18 protein-coding genes are annotated in these 16923 nt (G+C 58.2%); 10 read left to right on the top strand and 8 right to left on the bottom strand.

The window, feature by feature from the left end; translation table 11 throughout:
* The first annotated feature begins 95 nt into the window (after positions 1–95).
* From SO058_RS04645 to SO058_RS04615, 7 genes are all read left to right on the top strand, one after another.
* Entirely contained in the window at positions 96–1010 is a 915-nt protein-coding gene (locus SO058_RS04645; protein WP_320841829.1) for a substrate-binding domain-containing protein, read from the top strand.
* Positions 1011–1077: 67 nt separating this feature from the next.
* Complete coding sequence (gene pstC, locus SO058_RS04640; protein WP_320841828.1) at positions 1078–1959, top strand: phosphate ABC transporter permease subunit PstC; 882 nt, start codon at positions 1078–1080, stop codon at positions 1957–1959.
* Between the two features lie 68 nt (positions 1960–2027).
* Entirely contained in the window at positions 2028–2834 is an 807-nt protein-coding gene (gene pstA, locus SO058_RS04635) for a phosphate ABC transporter permease PstA (protein WP_320841876.1), read from the top strand.
* A 10-nt stretch (positions 2835–2844) separates the two neighbouring features.
* The gene (gene pstB, locus SO058_RS04630) at positions 2845–3594 is read left to right on the top strand and encodes a phosphate ABC transporter ATP-binding protein PstB (RefSeq protein WP_320841827.1); all 750 of its coding nucleotides are present in this window, start codon (positions 2845–2847) and stop codon (positions 3592–3594) included.
* Positions 3594–4235 (top strand): phosphate signaling complex protein PhoU, encoded by a 642-nt coding sequence (gene phoU, locus SO058_RS04625; RefSeq protein WP_320841826.1) that lies wholly within the window; start codon positions 3594–3596, stop codon positions 4233–4235. Before pstB ends, phoU begins: the two co-directional genes overlap by 1 nt.
* A 14-nt stretch (positions 4236–4249) precedes the next feature.
* Complete coding sequence (locus SO058_RS04620; protein ID WP_320841825.1) at positions 4250–4933, top strand: response regulator transcription factor; 684 nt, start codon at positions 4250–4252, stop codon at positions 4931–4933.
* The gene (locus tag SO058_RS04615; protein WP_320841824.1) at positions 4930–6585 is read left to right on the top strand and encodes a sensor histidine kinase; all 1656 of its coding nucleotides are present in this window, start codon (positions 4930–4932) and stop codon (positions 6583–6585) included. The genes SO058_RS04620 and SO058_RS04615 overlap by 4 nt, the downstream gene beginning before the upstream one ends.
* Before the next feature lie 12 nt (positions 6586–6597).
* On the opposite strand, the gene SO058_RS04610 is transcribed toward SO058_RS04615, so the two are convergent.
* The gene (locus tag SO058_RS04610; RefSeq protein WP_320841823.1) at positions 6598–6786 is read right to left on the bottom strand and encodes a hypothetical protein; all 189 of its coding nucleotides are present in this window, start codon (positions 6784–6786) and stop codon (positions 6598–6600) included.
* 95 nt (positions 6787–6881) lie between these two features.
* On the opposite strand from SO058_RS04610, the gene SO058_RS04605 reads away from it, so the two are divergent.
* A complete protein-coding gene (locus tag SO058_RS04605; protein ID WP_320841822.1) occupies positions 6882–7070 on the top strand; it encodes a hypothetical protein in 189 nt (62 codons plus the stop codon).
* Positions 7071–7515: 445 nt separating this feature from the next.
* Here SO058_RS04605 and nspC read toward each other — a convergent pair whose 3' ends face one another.
* From nspC to speD, 5 genes are read right to left on the bottom strand one after another with little or no spacing between them, the layout of a single operon-like run.
* Complete coding sequence (nspC, locus tag SO058_RS04600) at positions 7516–8646, bottom strand: carboxynorspermidine decarboxylase (protein WP_320841821.1); 1131 nt, start codon at positions 8644–8646, stop codon at positions 7516–7518.
* A gap of 1 nt (position 8647) precedes the next feature.
* Positions 8648–9907, bottom strand: coding sequence for a saccharopine dehydrogenase family protein (locus SO058_RS04595; protein ID WP_320841820.1), 1260 nt, complete (start codon positions 9905–9907; stop codon positions 8648–8650).
* Positions 9908–10768, bottom strand: a complete 861-nt coding sequence (speE, locus tag SO058_RS04590) for a polyamine aminopropyltransferase (RefSeq protein WP_320841819.1) — start codon at positions 10766–10768, stop codon at positions 9908–9910.
* Positions 10759–12219, bottom strand: coding sequence for an aminotransferase class I/II-fold pyridoxal phosphate-dependent enzyme (locus SO058_RS04585; protein ID WP_320841818.1), 1461 nt, complete (start codon positions 12217–12219; stop codon positions 10759–10761). Before SO058_RS04585 ends, speE begins: the two co-directional genes overlap by 10 nt.
* 16 nt (positions 12220–12235) lie before the next feature.
* A complete protein-coding gene (gene speD / locus SO058_RS04580; protein WP_320841817.1) occupies positions 12236–13009 on the bottom strand; it encodes an adenosylmethionine decarboxylase in 774 nt (257 codons plus the stop codon).
* Positions 13010–13563: 554 nt separating this feature from the next.
* Between speD and SO058_RS04575 the strand changes: the two genes are divergently transcribed.
* Both SO058_RS04575 and aroF read left to right on the top strand, forming a co-directional pair.
* Positions 13564–14244, top strand: coding sequence for a peptidoglycan recognition protein family protein (locus SO058_RS04575; RefSeq protein WP_320841816.1), 681 nt, complete (start codon positions 13564–13566; stop codon positions 14242–14244).
* A gap of 135 nt (positions 14245–14379) precedes the next feature.
* Positions 14380–15396 carry a 3-deoxy-7-phosphoheptulonate synthase gene (aroF, locus tag SO058_RS04570; RefSeq protein WP_320841815.1) on the top strand — a complete coding sequence of 339 codons (1017 nt, stop codon included), beginning with the start codon at positions 14380–14382 and terminating at the stop codon, positions 15394–15396.
* 42 nt (positions 15397–15438) lie between these two features.
* Here aroF and SO058_RS04565 read toward each other — a convergent pair whose 3' ends face one another.
* Entirely contained in the window at positions 15439–16560 is a 1122-nt protein-coding gene (locus SO058_RS04565) for a DUF362 domain-containing protein (protein ID WP_320841814.1), read from the bottom strand.
* A gap of 70 nt (positions 16561–16630) precedes the next feature.
* Positions 16631–16834: a helix-turn-helix domain-containing protein gene (locus SO058_RS04560; protein WP_320841813.1), complete on the bottom strand. Its 204-nt coding sequence runs from the start codon at positions 16832–16834 to the stop codon at positions 16631–16633.
* Between the last annotated feature and the right edge of the window lie 89 nt (positions 16835–16923).

Raw genomic sequence — 16923 nt, 5'->3', positions numbered from 1 at the left:
CTTGGATTTAACATGGTCTAGCTTTTAGATTTAACAAGCGCTTTGTATGATGGTCTTGTATCAAAAAACAATGGATAAAAGGAGAAAGACTTCATATGAAAAAACTTGCTTCTCTGCTGCTCGCGGGCGCTCTGCTCTGCGGCGCGCTTGCCGGCTGCGGCAACGAAGACCAGTACGCCGGGAAAGGCCCGGATGCGGAAGCATCCGGCAAGGAAGAAACCGGCATGTCGGGCGCGATCACTGTCATTTCCCGTGAGGACGGCTCGGGAACGCGCGGCGCGTTCGTTGAGCTGACCGGCGTTGAGGAAAAGGATGCGGACGGCAACAAGGTGGACAACACGACCGTGGATGCGCAGATCGCCAACAAGACGGACGTGGTGCTGACCAGCGTTGCGGGAAATCCGGCCGCGATCGGCTATGTGTCTCTCGGCTCGCTGAACGATACGGTCAAGGCGCTTTCGGTGGACGGCGTGGAAGCAACGACGGAAAACGTCAAATCGGGCGCATATACGCTGGCCCGCGCGTTTAATATCGCCACCAAGGGCGAACCGCAGGGCGTCGCGGCGGACTTTATCCGGTTTATCCTGTCGAAGGAAGGCCAGCAGGTCGTCGTGGACAATAAGTACATCGAGATCTCGGACGCCGCCGAGGCGTTCGCGAGCGACGGATCTTCCGGCAAGATCACCGTGGGCGGTTCATCCTCGGTTGCCCCGGTCATGGAAAAGCTGATCGAGGCATATAAGGCGCTTAACCCGGGTGCGCAGATCGACTTGCAGACCTCGGATTCGACCGCTGGCATGACCGGCGCGGTGGACGGCACGTTTGACATCGGCATGGCGTCGCGCGAACTGAAGGATTCGGAGACTGCGGAGCTCACCGGCACAGCCATCGCGCTCGACGGCATCGCGGTCGTCGTCCATCCGGAAAACACGCTGGACGGACTGACCACCGAGCAGATCAAAAGCGTATATGTCGGCGCGGTGACTGACTGGAGCGAGCTTGCCGCATAACGGATAGGAACAACACGGGGCGGGCGGACATGGTTCGCCCTTTGCCTCTGTCTGCGAGGGAGAATAAATGAAGCAATTTCGGGAAAAGGCGATGCACGGTGTGTTCTTTGTCAGCGCACTGGCGTCCATTCTCGCGGTGGCGCTGATCTGTGTGTTTCTATTTGCCAGCGGTGTGCCCGCCATGCGCGAGATCGGCCTTGCGGATTTTCTGCTTGGCGGCAAATGGTCGCCCACCAGCCAGCCGGCCGCGTTCGGCATTCTGCCGATGATTTTGGGCAGCGTCTATATCACGGCGGGCGCGATCGCTGTCGGTGTGCCGATCGGCCTGCTGACCGCGATTTTTATGGCGTTTTACTGCCCCAAACGCCTCTACGGCGTATTAAAGCCCTGCACCGAGCTGCTCGCAGGGATCCCCTCCATCGTGTACGGCTTTTTCGGCATGGTGGTCCTCGTGCCTGCCATCCGCTTTCTGGGCTCAAAAAATGTGACCGGCTGGGGTGGCGACGGCTCCTCGATCCTGACCGCCTCGCTTCTGCTCGGCATCATGATCCTGCCGACCGTCATCGGCGTGTCCGAAGCCGCGCTGCGCGCAGTGCCCTCTTCGTACTATGAGGGTGCGGTCGCAATGGGGGCAAGCCATGAACGGGCGGTGTTCTTGGTCATGCTGCCCGCCGCGCGTTCGGGCGTGCTGGCATCGGTCGTGCTCGGCGTGGGCCGCGCGATCGGCGAGACCATGGCGGTCATCATGGTAGCGGGCAACCAGCCCCGCGCGACAGGAAACCTGCTCAAGGGCATCCGCACGCTGACCGCCAATATCGTGTTGGAGATGGGCTACGCGACCGACCTCCACCGCGAAGCGCTGATCGCGACCGGGGTGGTGCTGTTCGTGTTTATCCTGCTCATCAACCTGACGTTTTCCGTGCTCAAACGGAGAAAGGATACGGTATGACCGACCAAGTGACACTGAAAAAGACGGCTGTGCAGGAAAAGGCCCGCCCGCGGCGGCTGCATGGCCGCATGAAAGCCCGGGTGCAAAAGGGGCTGGTGTATGCGGCGGCCCTGCTGACCTTTGCCGTACTGCTGTTCCTGATCGGGTATATTTTATGGAGTGGCGTGCCGCACCTCAAGGCCTCGCTGTTTGCGCTGGAATACAACTCGGACAACGTTTCGATGTTCCCCGCCATCGTTACAACGCTCGAAATGACGCTGCTCGCGCTGGCGATGGCCGTGCCGTTCGGCCTGTTCACCGCGATCTACTTAAACGAATACGCGGCGCGCGGCAATCGGCTGGTCGCGCTCATCCGCGTGACGGCTGAAACGCTTTCGGGCATCCCTTCCATCGTTTACGGCCTGTTTGGAATGCTGTTTTTCGTCACGCGGCTGCATTGGGGCTATTCGCTGCTTGCGGGTGCAATGACGCTTGCCATCATGATCCTGCCGCTCGTCATGCGCACGGCGGAGGAAGCGCTGATGGCGGTGCCGGATTCTTTCCGGGAAGCGTCGTTCGGGCTGGGCGCGGGAAGGCTTCGCACGGTGTTCCGCATCGTGCTGCCGAGCGCGATGCCGGGCATCCTGTCGGGCGTCATCCTGAGCATCGGACGCATCGTCGGCGAGACCGCCGCGCTCATTTTTACCGCGGGCACGATGGCACAGATCCCCGGACTTCTGCAATCGGGCCGCACGCTGGCCATTCATATGTATGTGCTCTCGGGCGAGGGGCTGCATATGAACGAGGCGTATGCGACAGCGGTCGTGCTGCTCGCGGTCGTGCTGCTGATGAATACCCTGTCGGCGCTGATCGCGCGCAGGATCACCAAAAAGTAACGGAGGCAACATGGATAAAATTACGATCGAAGACATGAACCTGCATTACGGCGCGTTCCATGCACTCAAAAATGTCGATCTGCGCATTGCGGAAAATGAGATCACGGCGTTTATCGGCCCGTCTGGCTGCGGCAAATCGACGCTTCTGCGCTCTTTAAACCGCATGAACGATCTGGTTGAGGGCTGCCGCATCACGGGAGACATCCGGCTGGACGGCGAGGATATTTACCGCAACTGCGATGTGAACCTGCTGCGAAAGCGCGTCGGCATGGTGTTTCAGAAGCCAAACCCGTTCCCTATGTCAATTTACGACAACATCGCCTATGGGCCGCGCACGCACGGCGTGAAAAGCCGCGTGCAGCTCGATGAGATCGTCGAAACCTCGCTGCGGCGCGCGGCGATTTGGGACGAAGCAAAGGACTGCCTTAAAAAATCGGCGCTTTCCATGTCGGGCGGGCAACAGCAGCGGCTCTGCATCGCGCGTGCGCTCGCGGCCGACCCCGAGGTGCTGCTCATGGACGAGCCGACCTCGGCGCTCGACCCGATTTCGACCGCCAAGATTGAAGACCTTGTGCTGGAACTGAAAAAAGATTATACTATTGTCATGGTGACGCACAATATGCAGCAGGCCACCCGCGTGTCCGATGTGACCGCGTTTTTCCTGCTCGGCGAGATCGTCGAGACGGGCAAGACCGAAAAGCTGTTTTCGGTGCCGCAGGACAAACGCACGGAAGACTACATTACGGGGAGGTTCGGCTGATGCGAAACCGGTTTGACATACAGCTTATGGCGCTCAACAACGAGCTGATCTCGATGGGCGCAAAATGTGAAAATGCAATTGCGAGCGCGGTCAAGGCGCTGATGACGGGCGACATGCTGCTCGCCAAAAATGCCATTCAGGTCGACCATGAGATCGACCAGATGGAACGTGAGATCGAATCCATGTGCCTCAAGCTGCTTCTGCAGCAGCAGCCGGTCGCGCGCGACCTGCGCCTGATATCGGCCGTGCTCAAAATGATTACCGACATCGAGCGCATCGGCGACCAGGCGAGCGATATCGCGGAGATCGTCAGCTACCTGGAGGGCGGCCTGCGCCACACGCCGCGCATTGACGAAATGGCGGCGGCGACGATCAAAATGGTCACGGACAGCCTGGACGCGTTCGTGCGCCGCGACCTGACGCTCGCGCAAAGTGTGATCGCGTACGACGACGTGGTGGACGATTTGTTCGGCTGCATCCGGCAGGATCTGATTGCTGAGATCGCGCGCGACCCGTCGGACGGCGAGCGTGTGCTCGACGTGCTGATGATCGCTAAATATTTGGAACGCATCGGCGACCACGCGACCAACATCGCGGAATGGGTCGAATTTTCGATCACGGGCGAGCACAAATCTGACTAATTGGGAGGACACGCATGATCTACTGCGTCGAGGATGACGAGGGCATCCGTGAACTGGTCGTTTACACCCTGCAAAACACCGGCTTTCCCGCGCGGGGCTTCGACGCGGGCGAAAAGCTGTTTTCCGCTCTGTGCGGTGAAATACCGGATCTGATTTTGCTCGATATCATGCTGCCGGGGCAGGACGGGGTATCCATCCTGCGCCGGCTTCGCGCCATGCCGGAAACCGTCGGGGTACCGGTTATCCTGCTGACCGCCAAGAACACGGAATACGACAAGGTGGTCGGTCTGGACGCGGGCGCGGACGATTATATCGCAAAGCCGTTTGGCATGATGGAGCTGGTTGCGCGCATCAAGGCCGTTCTGCGCCGCGCAAAGCCCGCGGAGGCGGACGTGGCCACCGCGCCGCTTGAGGCGGGCGCGATCCGCGTGGACGAGCGGGCGCATGAAACGTGGGCGGACGGCAGGCCGGTGCAGCTCACGCTCAAGGAGTATCAGCTTTTGACGCTGCTTTTGCGAAACCGCGGCGCGGTGCTGACACGGGACGTGCTGCTCGAGACCGTTTGGGGCTACGGCAGCGAGAGCGAGACCCGCACGGTCGATGTGCATATCCGCACGCTGCGGCAGAAGCTGGGCGCGTGCGGCGCGCAGATCGAGACCGTACGCGGCGTGGGCTACCGCATGGGAGGGCAGGCATGAGGAAACGCTTGTTCGGCAGCATTTTTCTGACCGCCTTTCTCACCGCGGGACTTACCGTTTCCATGCTGCTGTTTGCGTTTTATTCCGGCCTTGCGGACGACGTGCGTTCGCGGCTGCGCAGCGAATGCGCCTTTCTGGAGCAGGCGGCGCACGAAAACGGCGGGCAGGCGGACGAGGTCGTTTCGCTCGCGCACAGTTATGCCGACCGCATTACGCTGATTGCTCCCACGGGCGAGGTGCTGTTTGACAACCGCGCCGAGCAGGATGAAATGGAAAACCATTTGTCGCGTCCCGAGGTGCGGCAGGCGTTGGAAACCGGCACGGGCGAGGACGACCGCCTCTCGGAAACAATGGACAAGCGCACTTATTACGCGGCGCGCCGTCTGGCGGACGGAAATGTGCTGCGCGTATCGAGCACGGCGGACAGTGCGCTGGGCGCGCTCTCCGCGGTCTCGCCGTGGATCGTGCTCGTGCTGCTGCTGACGCTGCTGGTCGCCTCGCTGCTCGCGAGCTGGCTGACGCATGTGTTTCTGGGGCCGATCGAGCGGCTCGACCTGTCGAACCCCTTGGCGGACGACGCGTATGACGAGCTTTCGCCCCTGTTGCGCCGCTTGGACAGGCAAAACCGCAAGGTGGAATTGCAGCTTGGCGAGCTTTCGCGCCGTCAGGCGGAATTTGACGAGATCACCGCGGGCATGGACGAGGGGCTTGTCCTGTTTTCCGAGGAGGGCGAGGCGCTATTTTGCAACCGTACGGCGCGCGCGCTGTTCGGAGAGGCGGGCGGCAGTTATCTGGCGCTGTGCCGCGAAACGGACTACGTGCGCGTGGCCGAGGCCGCGCTCGCGGGCGAGAGCGCGTCCGGGCGGCTGGAGAAAAATGGGCGCGTTTACGCGCTTACGGCGAGCCCGGTGCGGAGCGAGCGGCAGGCACACGCGGCGGTGCTGTTCTCGGTCGATGTGACCGAGCGGGAGCAGGCCGAAAAACAGCGGCGTGAATTTTCAGCAAACGTGTCGCACGAGCTCAAAACGCCGCTGACTTCTATCATGGGCTACGCCGAGATCATTGAAAACGGCGTGGCAAAGCCGGGCGACGTGTCGCGCTTTGCGGGCAATATCCGCACCGAGGCGGGGCGGCTGCTCGGGCTGATCGAGGATATTTTGCGCCTGTCACGGCTCGATGAAGCGGCGGCGCAGGAGCCGTTTGAGCCGGTCGATCTGCGTGCGGTCTGTGAAAGCGTATGCGCAAGGCTTGGGCAGAAAGCGGAGGGGCAGGCGGTGCGCCTATGCCTGACGGGGGAGGCGGTCTCTGTCCCCGGCGTGCGCGCGGTAATCGGGCAGATGGCGTTCAATCTGGCGGACAACGCGATCGCGTATAACAAACCGGGCGGCAGCGTGACGCTGTGGACGGGCACGCTGGACGGTGCGCCGGCGCTTCGCGTGTCTGATACGGGCATCGGCATTGCGCCGGCCGATCAGGCGCGGGTGTTCGAGCGGTTTTACCGCGTGGACAAGAGCCGTTCCAAGCTGACGGGCGGCACCGGGCTGGGGCTTTCGATCGTAAAGCACGGCGCACAGATGCATGGCGCGGTGGTCGAGCTGAAGAGCCAAGAGGGCGAGGGGACAGAAGTCACGATACGCTTCCCGAAAGCATAAAAAAAGACCGATTCATTTGGAATCGGTCTTTTTTGACTGTGCGGAGCGGTAGCCTGTGCGCCGGTGCTTTAGGCCGACGACGATGCGGCGGGATTCTCCGCAGCCCTCGCATAAGTCGGGCAAAAAGGACAGCTTGACATCCTTTCGGGTGTAGTTGCGCTCTTCGATTTGGTTAAAGCATTCGAGACAAAATTCTGCCATTCTTATCACCTCTGTGATATAAATTGTGATACTAATTGAACCATATAATTAGCATACAATATACATTACTCTTTTTCAAGAGGGGATGTATAGAAATGTCGAATTTTATTCCAAAGCCATATGGAAGTCAGCAAATCTCTATCAGATTGGCAAATAGCCTCTTAGAAGAGGTGGAAACTGCTGCTTCCCAGTATAATCTCAACAGAAATGCGTTTATTAACCGATGCATCGAGTTTGCCCTTGCCCACATGCCAAAGCCGGAGCAAGAAAAAGACCAGCCGTAAGGCTGGCCTTTTTCTTTGAGATACGCGCGCCTGCCCGGCGCGGGGCCAAAAGGAGTAAGACACCTACGGTTTCTTACCCCTCTTGGAACTCCCGATCTTCCCTTCGTGGAATTTCGCTTTCTGCGCCGCGCGTTTTCTTTCCGCAGTACCTTCTTATCCCGGAGAAAAGCGGGGAACGGGGTGCAGATGGCGACTCGACTCTGTCCAAGGGGCCGCCGTGCTGGCCCGAGGCTCTCGCCAGCACGGCGGCCCCTGGAATTGAGCCAAGTCGTTCATACGCCCGTTTCCCCGCAATTTTCCAAGGCTGCAAGGTACTGCGTGAGATTTGGGCGCGGCCAGAGCGTAAAAAACGGGCATAGGGGGGAGCGGTTTCCAAAGTATCGCGGGGGGACGGAGTCCCCCCATTATACTTTGGCGCAGTGCGGCCGCGCAGGCCGCGAATCCCTTACGACAACCGGTTTTTAAAATCCTCATACCCAAACGTGCGGACAATCTCATCCGTCCCATCCGCACGCCGGAGGGCGATGTTTGGCAGCGGCACGCCGTTAAAGGTATTGGTCTTGACCATCGTATACAGCGCCATGTCTTCAAAGGTCACCTGATCGCCCGGGCGAAGCATATTGTCGAACGAATATTCGCCGATCACGTCGCCCGCGAGGCACGACCGTCCGGTGAGCGTGTAGGTGAACGCCTTTTTATGCCCCTCGGCCGCGCGGAATACGGGCGGACGGTAAGGCACTTCGAGCACGTCGGGCATGTGGCAGGGCGCGGCGGTGTCCAAAATCGCGATATGCGCGTGGTTCTTCATCACTTCCAGCACGGTCGACACCAGATAGCCTGCGTTCAGCACCACGGCTTCGCCCGGCTCGAGATAAACCTCCACGCCGTATTTTCCGCGCAGATACTTGACGCATTCGACCAGCACTTCCACATCGTAATCGTCGCGCGTGATGTGGTGGCCGCCGCCGAGGTTGAGCCATTTCATGTCTTTCAGGTATTTGCCGAAGCGGTTTTCAAACGCCGCGACCGTGCGCACCAGATCGTCCGAATTCTGTTCGCAGAGCGTGTGGAAATGCAGCCCCTCGATGCCGTCGAGCAGCTCGGGCTGGAAGTTGGCGATTGTGATGCCGAGGCGCGAAGTCGGCCCGCAGGGGTCGTACATCGCGTGCTCTTTGGGCTGTGTCGAGCATTCGGGGTTGACGCGCAGTCCGCAGCTTTTGCCCGCCGCGCGCGCAAGATTGCCGTAAATCTTCCACTGGTTAAAGGAATTGAACACGATATGGTCGGCATATTGCAAAATCTCGTCGAACTCATCGGGCGCGTAGGCGGGGGAATACACATGCGTCTCGCCCGGGAAGTGCTCGCTCGCAAGCCGCGCCTCAAACAGGCCTGAGGCGGTCGAGCCGTCCAGATATTCCGCCAGAAGCGGATATAGGGAAAACATCGAAAACGCCTTTTGCGCGAGCAAAATCTTCGCGCCCGAGCGGCGCGCCACATCGTGCAGCACGGCGAGGTTCTGCACGATCTTGTTTTCATCGATGAGATAGCAGGGGGTAGGAAGCTCGGTAAATCTCATATCAGTCCACCAAAACCGGGTTTTCGACGACCTGCCATGGCAGACCGTATTTGTTCAGCATGTCCATATACGGATCGGGGTCGAACTCCTCGACCGTATACACGCCGGGCTTCTTCCACTTGCCGGTGAGCAGCATGGCCGCGCCGATCATGGCGGGCACGCCCGTGGTGTAAGAGATGGCCTGCGAGCCGACCTCGCGGTAGCACTCCTCGTGGTCGCAGACGTTGTAAATATAGGCGGTCTTTTCCTTGCCGTCCTTGCGGCCGGTGAAAATACAGCCGATGTTGGTCTTGCCTTTTGTCCTGGGGCCAAGCGTCGCCGGGTCGGGCAGCAGGGCTTTGAGGAACTGGATGGGCACGATCTGCCTGCCCTCAAACTCGATCGGCGTGGTGGACAGCAGGCCGATGTTCTCAAAGCACTTCATGTGCGTCAGGTACGACTGGCCAAACGTCATGAAAAAGCGGATGCGTTTGACGTTCGGAATGTTTTTGGCGAGCGATTCGATTTCCTCGTGATGCAGCAGGTACATATCTTTCTGGCCGACCTGCGCGAAATCGTATTCGCGCTTGATGCTCATTGCCGGGATCTCGACCCAATGCCCGTTTTCCCAATAGGAGCCGGGCGCGGACACCTCGCGCAGGTTGATTTCGGGGTTGAAGTTGGTGGCGAACGGGTAGCCGTGGTCGCCGCCGTTGCAGTCGAGGATGTCGATGGTGTCGATCTCGTCGAACAGGTGCTTCTGGGCGTAGGCGCAGAACGCCTGCGTCACGCCCGGGTCGAAGCCCGAGCCGAGAAGCGCGGTCAGACCGGCCTTTTCAAACTTTTCTTTGTACGCCCACTGCCAAGAATAGTCGAAATAAGCCGAAAAGCCCTCATCCTTGCAGCGTTTTTCATAAATTTTGCGCCATTCCGGTTCGTCCGTGTCCTCGGGCTCGTAGTTGGCGGTGTCCATATAGTTGACGCCGCATTTGAGGCAAGCCTCCATAATGGTCAGATCCTGATAGGGCAGGGCGATGTTCATGACAACGTCGGGCTTGTATTCATCAATGAGCGCGCAGAGCTCGTCCACGTTGTCCGCATCGACCTTAGCGGTCTGGATATGGGTCGGCGTGGTGCCGGAAAGCTTTTCCGCGAGCGCGTCGCATTTCGATTTGGTGCGCGAGGCGATCAGAATGTCCTCAAACACATCGCTGAGCTGGCAGCACTTATGGATGGCGACCGAGGCGACGCCGCCGCAGCCAATGATCAGGGCTTTTCCCATTTAGGTTTCCTCCACTTTCTCTAAAAGTTTCTGCACATAGTTGGGCAGGTAAAACGCGCCCTTATGCAGATTTGTGTTATAATACTTCGTCTCAAGGCCGAGGCTGTTCCACCAGCTTGCGTCCAGATCGTGCACGGGATGTACGCCGCGCGAGGAGAAGCCGAACAGCCAATGGCCGGACGGATAGGTCGGGATGTGCGCCTGGAACAGGCGCGAAAGCTCAAACGAATGCACGATGTTCTTGTGCGCGCGCTGGCAGGCGAGCGCGTCGCCCTTGTAAAACGGGCTTTCGTGCTGATTGACCAGAACGCCGTCCGGTTTGAGGGCTTTATAACAGTTTCCATAAAACTCCATGGTAAACAGTCCCTCGCCCGGGCCGAACGGGTCGGTCGAATCGATGATGATGAGGTCGTATTCATTGTCGCAGCGGCGGATGTATTTTAAACCGTCCTGAAACAAAAGATGCACGCGCGGGTCGGTCAGCGCGCAGGAGACCGAAGGCAGGTATTTCTGGCAGACCCTGACAACGCACTCGTCGATCTCGACCAGATCGATATGCTCGATGTGCCGGTAGCGGGTGAGCTCGCGCACGCAGCCGCCATCGCCCCCGCCGATGACAAGCACTTTTTTGATGCGATCGCCCATGACGGCAAGCGGCACGTGCACCATCATTTCGTGATAAATAAACTCATCGCGCTCGGTCAGCATCATGTAGCCGTCGAGCGTCAGAAAACGGCCGAATTCCTCACACTCGAACACGTCGATGCGCTGGAAGTCGCTTTGCCCGGTGTAAAGCTGGCGGTCGACCGCGATCTGCAGGCCGACGGTCGGGGTGTGCATTTCGGTAAAGGTCAGGTGCATGGACTTACCACTCCTTTAATGACCTGCAGGTTGTTGACGTCGGGGTCTTCGGTGCCTGTGAGCAGGCAGTTTTTCTCTTTTGCATAGCGGATATAGTCGAGAATTTCCTTTGTGATGCGCTCACCGGGCGCGAGAATGGGGATGCCGGGCGGATAACACATGACAAATTCGGCGCAGATGCGGCCGACCGTGTTTTCGAGCGGGAGGGACTGCTTTTCCGCATAAAAAGCCTCCTGCGGGCCGGTGACGACCTGCGGCGAAATGTATTCCTGCCGCATGAGCTCGGCCTTGTCGCGCTTATAGCGGCGGCGGATGTCGGAAAGCGCGGCGACCAGCCGTTCGAGATCGCGCTCGCGGTCGCCCACGGAAACATAGGCGAGCAGGTTGCCAAGGTCGCCGAACTCGGTCTGGATATCGTAAAAATCGCGCAGGATATCATATACCTCGATGCCGGCGAGACCGACGTCCAGCGTGTTGACGGCCAGCTTTGTCACGTCAAAGTCGAAGACGGTGTCCCCGTTTATAAGTTCTCTGGAATAGGCGTAGTAATCGCCGAGCTGGTTGATTTCCTCGCGGGCGTATTCGGTCAGCGCGCTCACCTTGCGGAAAATCTCTTTGCCCCGCAAAGCGAGATTTTTGCGCGAAATGTCGAGGCTGACCATCAAAAGGTAAGACCCGCTTGTCGTCTGCGTCAGGTTAATGAACTGACGCACATGGTCGGGGTTCACCGACTGTCCGCACAAAAGGAAGCTTGACTGCGTCAGCGAGCCGCCCGATTTGTGCATGGAAACGCTTGCAAGGTCGGCCCCTGCGGCCATAGCGGACACGGGCAGGTCTTCCCCAAAATAGAAATGCGTGCCGTGCGCCTCGTCGGCCAGCACCTTCATGCCTTTGGCGTGCGCCAGCCGGACGATTTCGCGGATGTCCGAGCAAATGCCGTAATACGTCGGGTTGTTGACAAGCACGGCTTTGGCGCCCGGGTGCTTTTCGATCGCCTTTTTCACGTCTTTCACCGACATGCCGAGCGATATGCCGAGCCGTTCGTTCATCTGCGGGTTGACATAAACGGGGATCGCACCGGTGAGCACCAAGGCGTTGATAACCGAGCGGTGGACGTTTCGCGGCAGGATGATCTCGTCCCCGCGGCCGACGACGGATAAAATCATCGACTGCACCGACGAGGTTGTGCCGCCGACCATGAGAAACGCGTGCTTTGCGCCGAACGCTTCGGCGGCGAGCTCCTCAGCCTCCCGGATGACGCTTGACGGATGGCACAGATTGTCGAGCGGTTTCATGGAATTCACATCGACCGTCATGCACTGTTCGCCGAGAAAGCGCGTCAGCTCGGGGTTGCCGCGCCCGCGCTTGTGCCCGGGCACATCAAACGGCACGATGCGCATAGACTTAAATTGTTCGAGCGCCTCCATGATGGGCGCGCGGGACTGATCCATCAAAGCAGGATTCCTTTCAATAGATATTCTTTCCCGAGAAAATCTCGATCATCTCGCGCCGCAGGTCGGAATGGATCTTCAGGCGCGTTTTGGGCGGCAGCTCATAGATGTCGGTGTTGAACAGGTAGTTTTGCAGATCGACCTCTTTGAGCAGCATTTTGGTGTGAAACAAATTGGCCTGATAGACGTTGATGTCGATCGCGTCGTACCGCTCGAGCGTATGGGGGTCGATAAAGTCCTGGATGGACGTCATATGGTGATCCATAAACAGCTTTTGCCCCTCGATGTCGCGCGTGAACCCGCGCACGCGGTAGTCCATCGTGATGATATCGGAATCGAACGAGCCGATCAGGTAATCGAGCGTCGAGAGCGGCGTGATTTCGCCGCAGGTCGCCACGTCGATATCGACGCGGAACGTTGCAAGGCAGGTGTCCGGATGGTATTCCGGGTAGGTGTGGACCGTGACATGGCTTTTATCCAGATGCGCGACGATCGTATCCGGCTCTAAAGCGGCCTGCGCCGGGCGCATGTGCTCCTCGGCGATCAGGAACGTGACCGAAGCGCCCTGCGGGTCATAGTCCTGCTTGGAAATGTGCAGCACATGCGCGCCGATCATTTCGGTGACGCGCTCCATGATGCCGGTCAGGCGTTCGGAGTTATACTGCTCGTCGATATAGGCGATGTAATCGCGCTGTTCGCGCTCAGTCTTGGCGTAGCATACGTCGTAAATATTAAAGGATAGCGCTTTGGTCAGGTTATTGAACCCATAGAGTTTGAGCTTGTTCTGCATCGCCCGGGCTCCTTTCAAAATAAAAAATCCCCAAGTAACGGATGCCGCGAAAACGACATCTTACTTGAGGAAAAAGCAATCCTACACGGCCGCCGGCCGCCCACAGCGGGCGGGAAAAGACGGTTTTTTATTGGTAGAGGAAGAGTCTATATAGCAAGAATCTACTTTTACTACTCTTATTGATTGTTTCACAAGTGTGATGTGCGGTCGGGCACACGGCTTTTTAGGCAGCCAACTTATAAAATTTGCGCGTCTGGCGCAATCAATAAGGCAACAAAGTTGCCAGTTCGGCATTTGACCCGGCTGTCCGTATGGCCTTGGCTCCCCGGATGGACGGGGGCGGTCAAAGAATTCTGCTGGTTAAAGGCGCTTGCCTCTCCATGTACCGTTTATTATAGCGCAGGCTTCGGCGGAATGCAAGGATTTGTTACACGTTTTACGGCCGATCGCCGCGGTTTTTCCATGGACACAAAAAGTTTACAGCCGAAAAAATTGAAAAATCTGTCGATTTGATGTAAAATAAAAAATACTATGGGGACAGGGAGCGGACGCAATTGAGAATATTGGGGTTTTACAGCGGCACGCGCGGCAAGGGCAAAAAACCGAATTACCGCCCGGTGATCCTGCTTTTGATCGTCGCGCTGGCGTTTGCCGCGGGCATGCTGGTGCGCGGCTGGATGACGCCGGACATCCGGCAGGACGCGAACATCGATTATATCGGCAGCGTGCCGGTTTATGAGGATTATATCGCCGAGGGCTCCAAAGCGCGCCCGGGCATCCAGCGCGAGATCAAATACTTAGTCATCCACGAGACCGACAACTTCTCCGCCGGGGCGGATGCCAAGGCGCACAATTCCTACATCCATCAGGCGGAGACCGAGGAATCGTGGCACTACACGGTGGACGACAAGCAGATCTACCACCACCTGCCCGACAACGAGGCCGGCTATCACGCGGGCGACGGCATGAAGAAAAACACCGGCAATATGAACGGCATCGGCATTGAGATGTGCGTTAACGAGGACGGCAACTACGAGCAGACGCTTATCAACGCGCAGAAGCTGTGCGCGCGCCTGCTGGTCGAATACGATTTAAAGCCCAAGGCGCTGCGCAAGCACGAGGATTTTTCGGGCAAGGTCTGCCCGGCGAAGCTGATCGCGGACGGCCGCTGGGACGAGTTCTGCGCGGGCGTTGAATCGCAGTACAAGGAGCTAAAAGCGGCTCAAAAGAGTTAGCGATGTACAACTGGATATAGAAACCGTATGTTTCACGGGGTGATTTTGTGGGAAATCACCCCTTTTCTTTTGCCAAAAACCGTGTTATACTCTTAACATCTGTGAATTTTAGCTGATAAAGGAGTAAAAACCGCTATGATCGTAGTTCTCAAGCAGAATCCGGAAAAAATGCGTGTCGAACGCTTGATCCGGCACTTTGAAGATATGGGTCTTAAAATCAACTATTCCGAGGGTGCGAACACCACCATCCTCGGCCTGATGGGCGACACCTCGAGCATCGACGAGCACGACGTGCTGGCCTATGACGTGGTCGAGCGCGTCCAGCGCGTGACTGAACCGTTTAAGGCGGTCAACCGCAAGTTCCATCCGGACGATTCCATCATCGAGGTCGCGGGCCGCAAGATCGGCGCGGGCTATTTTAACGTGATGGCCGGGCCGTGCTCGGTCGAGAGCGAGGCGCAGATCGTCGAGGTGGCGGAGTCGGTCAAGAAGGCGGGCGCGTCGTTCCTGCGCGGCGGGGCGTTCAAGCCGCGCACCTCGCCGTATTCGTTCCAAGGGCTGGAGGCCGAGGGGCTTCGGCTGCTGCTCGAAGCCAAGCGGCAGACCGGCCTGCCTATCGTCACCGAGATCATGAGCGAGAAGCACCTCGACCTGTTCGCGGATGTGGACATCATCCAGCTCGGCGCGCGCAACATGCAGAATTTCATGCTGCTCAAGGAACTGGGGCATTCGGACAAGCCCATCCTTTTAAAGCGCGGCCTTTCCGCTACGATGGATGAGTTCCTCATGGCGGCGGAATACATTTTCGCGGGCGGCAACCACAATGTCATCCTGTGCGAGCGCGGCATCCGCACATTTGAGACCATGATCCGCAACAATCTGGATATCACGGCGATCCCGCTGGTCAAGAAGCTGTCGCATCTGCCCATCATCATCGACCCCAGCCACGCTGCCGGCCGGCGCGATATGGTGCAGCCGCTTTCGCGCGCCGCCATCGCCGCGGGGGCGGACGGCCTCATCATCGAGGCGCACAACAACCCGCGCTGCGCTTTGTGCGACGGCGCGCAGTCGCTCGACCTGCCCATGTTCGACGACATCATGGCGGATATTCGCCGCCGCGCCGAATTTGAGGGGCGCGAGCTGATATCCTGAATGCAAAAAAAGAGAGGCAAACGCCTCTCTTTTTCTTTTGCCTTAAATTTTCACCAGTTCATACTGCCGCGTGCCGAGGCCAAGCTTTTCGCCGTGCGCAAGCGCGGACTGCCAGTTGGTGTCCGGATGAACGGCGTGGAAATGGTCGTGCGCGTCGTCGATATGGTGGCGCTCATGCGCGTCGCACAGCAGGCTTGCCGGGTTTATAGGCGCGGCGTTGACCGCGTCCGCGCACGCTTGGTCGAGCGCGATGGGGTCAAACGAAGCAAACATGCCGATATTGGGCACGATGGGCACGTCGTTTTCGGCGTGGCAGTCGCAGTTGGGTGACACGTCGAGCACGAGCGAGATGTGGAAGCACGGCCTGCCGTCCACCACCGCCTTGGTGTATTCCGCAATTTTGCGGTTCAAAACATCCACCGATTCATCGAACGCGCAGGCGACCGAGTCGGTCGGACAGACGCCGATGCAGCGGCCGCAGCCGACGCATTTGGCATGGTCGATGGCCGCTTTTTTGTCCGTAATGGTGATGGCGCTGTGCGCACAGATTCTTTGGCACATGCCGCAGCCGATGCAGGTGTCCTGTTCGACCTGCGGTTTGCCCGCGTTGTGCTGCTCCATTTTGCCCGCACGCGAGCCGCAGCCCATGCCGATATTCTTGAGCGCGCCGCCGAAGCCGGCCTGCTCGTGCCCCTTAAAATGGGTGAGCGAGATGAACACATCCGCGTCCATGATGGCTTGGCCGATCTTGGCTTCCTTCACGTATTCGCCGCCCTGCACGGGCACATAGGCCTCATCCGTGCCCTTGAGTCCGTCCGCAATGATGACATGGCAGCCGGTGGAAAAGGGAGAAAAGCCGTTTAAGTAAGCGGAATCGAGGTGGTCGAGCGCGTTTTTGCGGCCGCCGACGTAGAGCGTGTTGCAATCGGTGAGGAACGGCTTGCCGCCGCGCTCTTTTATGAAATCCGCTACCGTTTTCGCCCAGTTGGGGCGCAGGAACGCGAGGTTGCCGGGCTCGCCGAAGTGGATTTTAATGGCGGCAAACTTTTTATCGAAGTCAATTTTGTCCATGCCCGCGGCTTTGAGCAGGCGGGTGAGTTTTTGCTGCAAATTCTCGGTATACGTGGTGCGGAAATCCGCGAAATAGACTTTGGAACGCTCCATGTAGATCATCCTTTCCTATGCTATATAGTATAACAACAAAAACGCATCGAAACAACTGTTTCGATGCGTTTTATTTGGTGTCGGTGCGACCGAGAAGATAATCGACGCTGGTTTGGTAGAAATCGGCCAGTTTGCACAAAACATCGGGCGGAACCATGCGCTCACCGCTCTCATAATACGCATAAACGCGTTGAGAAACGCCGACTACTGCGCCAATTTGCTTTTGTGTAAAGTCGTTATCTTCGCGCAAAGCGCGAATACGAGGATAAATCATTTTTATCACCATGTCCTCAGTATATCTAGAACGAAATATTCTATTGCGTTTTTGAATATATTGTTCTAAAATATCCGGGAGGTGATAAA

The sequence above is a fragment of the Agathobaculum sp. genome, assembly GCF_034098985.1.
Taxonomy (GTDB): domain Bacteria; phylum Bacillota; class Clostridia; order Oscillospirales; family Butyricicoccaceae; genus Agathobaculum.
Note: the sequence above shows the minus strand (reverse complement) of the source record. Positions and strands in the feature narration are given on the sequence as shown.

Bases quoted from the DNA above. Each gene is read 5' to 3' on its own strand.
- SO058_RS04645 (WP_320841829.1), top strand. From the start codon at position 96: ATGAAAAAACTTGCTTCTCTGCTGCTCGCGGGCGCTCTGCTCTGCGGC.
- pstC (WP_320841828.1), top strand. From the start codon at position 1,078: ATGAAGCAATTTCGGGAAAAGGCGATGCACGGTGTGTTCTTTGTCAGC.
- pstA (WP_320841876.1), top strand. From the start codon at position 2,028: ATGAAAGCCCGGGTGCAAAAGGGGCTGGTGTATGCGGCGGCCCTGCTG.
- pstB (WP_320841827.1), top strand. From the start codon at position 2,845: ATGGATAAAATTACGATCGAAGACATGAACCTGCATTACGGCGCGTTC.
- phoU (WP_320841826.1), top strand. From the start codon at position 3,594: ATGCGAAACCGGTTTGACATACAGCTTATGGCGCTCAACAACGAGCTG.
- SO058_RS04620 (WP_320841825.1), top strand. From the start codon at position 4,250: ATGATCTACTGCGTCGAGGATGACGAGGGCATCCGTGAACTGGTCGTT.
- SO058_RS04615 (WP_320841824.1), top strand. From the start codon at position 4,930: ATGAGGAAACGCTTGTTCGGCAGCATTTTTCTGACCGCCTTTCTCACC.
- SO058_RS04610 (WP_320841823.1), bottom strand. From the start codon at position 6,786: ATGGCAGAATTTTGTCTCGAATGCTTTAACCAAATCGAAGAGCGCAAC.
- SO058_RS04605 (WP_320841822.1), top strand. From the start codon at position 6,882: ATGTCGAATTTTATTCCAAAGCCATATGGAAGTCAGCAAATCTCTATC.
- nspC (WP_320841821.1), bottom strand. From the start codon at position 8,646: ATGAGATTTACCGAGCTTCCTACCCCCTGCTATCTCATCGATGAAAAC.
- SO058_RS04595 (WP_320841820.1), bottom strand. From the start codon at position 9,907: ATGGGAAAAGCCCTGATCATTGGCTGCGGCGGCGTCGCCTCGGTCGCC.
- speE (WP_320841819.1), bottom strand. From the start codon at position 10,768: ATGCACCTGACCTTTACCGAAATGCACACCCCGACCGTCGGCCTGCAG.
- SO058_RS04585 (WP_320841818.1), bottom strand. From the start codon at position 12,219: ATGGATCAGTCCCGCGCGCCCATCATGGAGGCGCTCGAACAATTTAAG.
- speD (WP_320841817.1), bottom strand. From the start codon at position 13,009: ATGCAGAACAAGCTCAAACTCTATGGGTTCAATAACCTGACCAAAGCG.
- aroF (WP_320841815.1), top strand. From the start codon at position 14,380: ATGATCGTAGTTCTCAAGCAGAATCCGGAAAAAATGCGTGTCGAACGC.
- SO058_RS04565 (WP_320841814.1), bottom strand. From the start codon at position 16,560: ATGGAGCGTTCCAAAGTCTATTTCGCGGATTTCCGCACCACGTATACC.
- SO058_RS04560 (WP_320841813.1), bottom strand. From the start codon at position 16,834: ATGATTTATCCTCGTATTCGCGCTTTGCGCGAAGATAACGACTTTACA.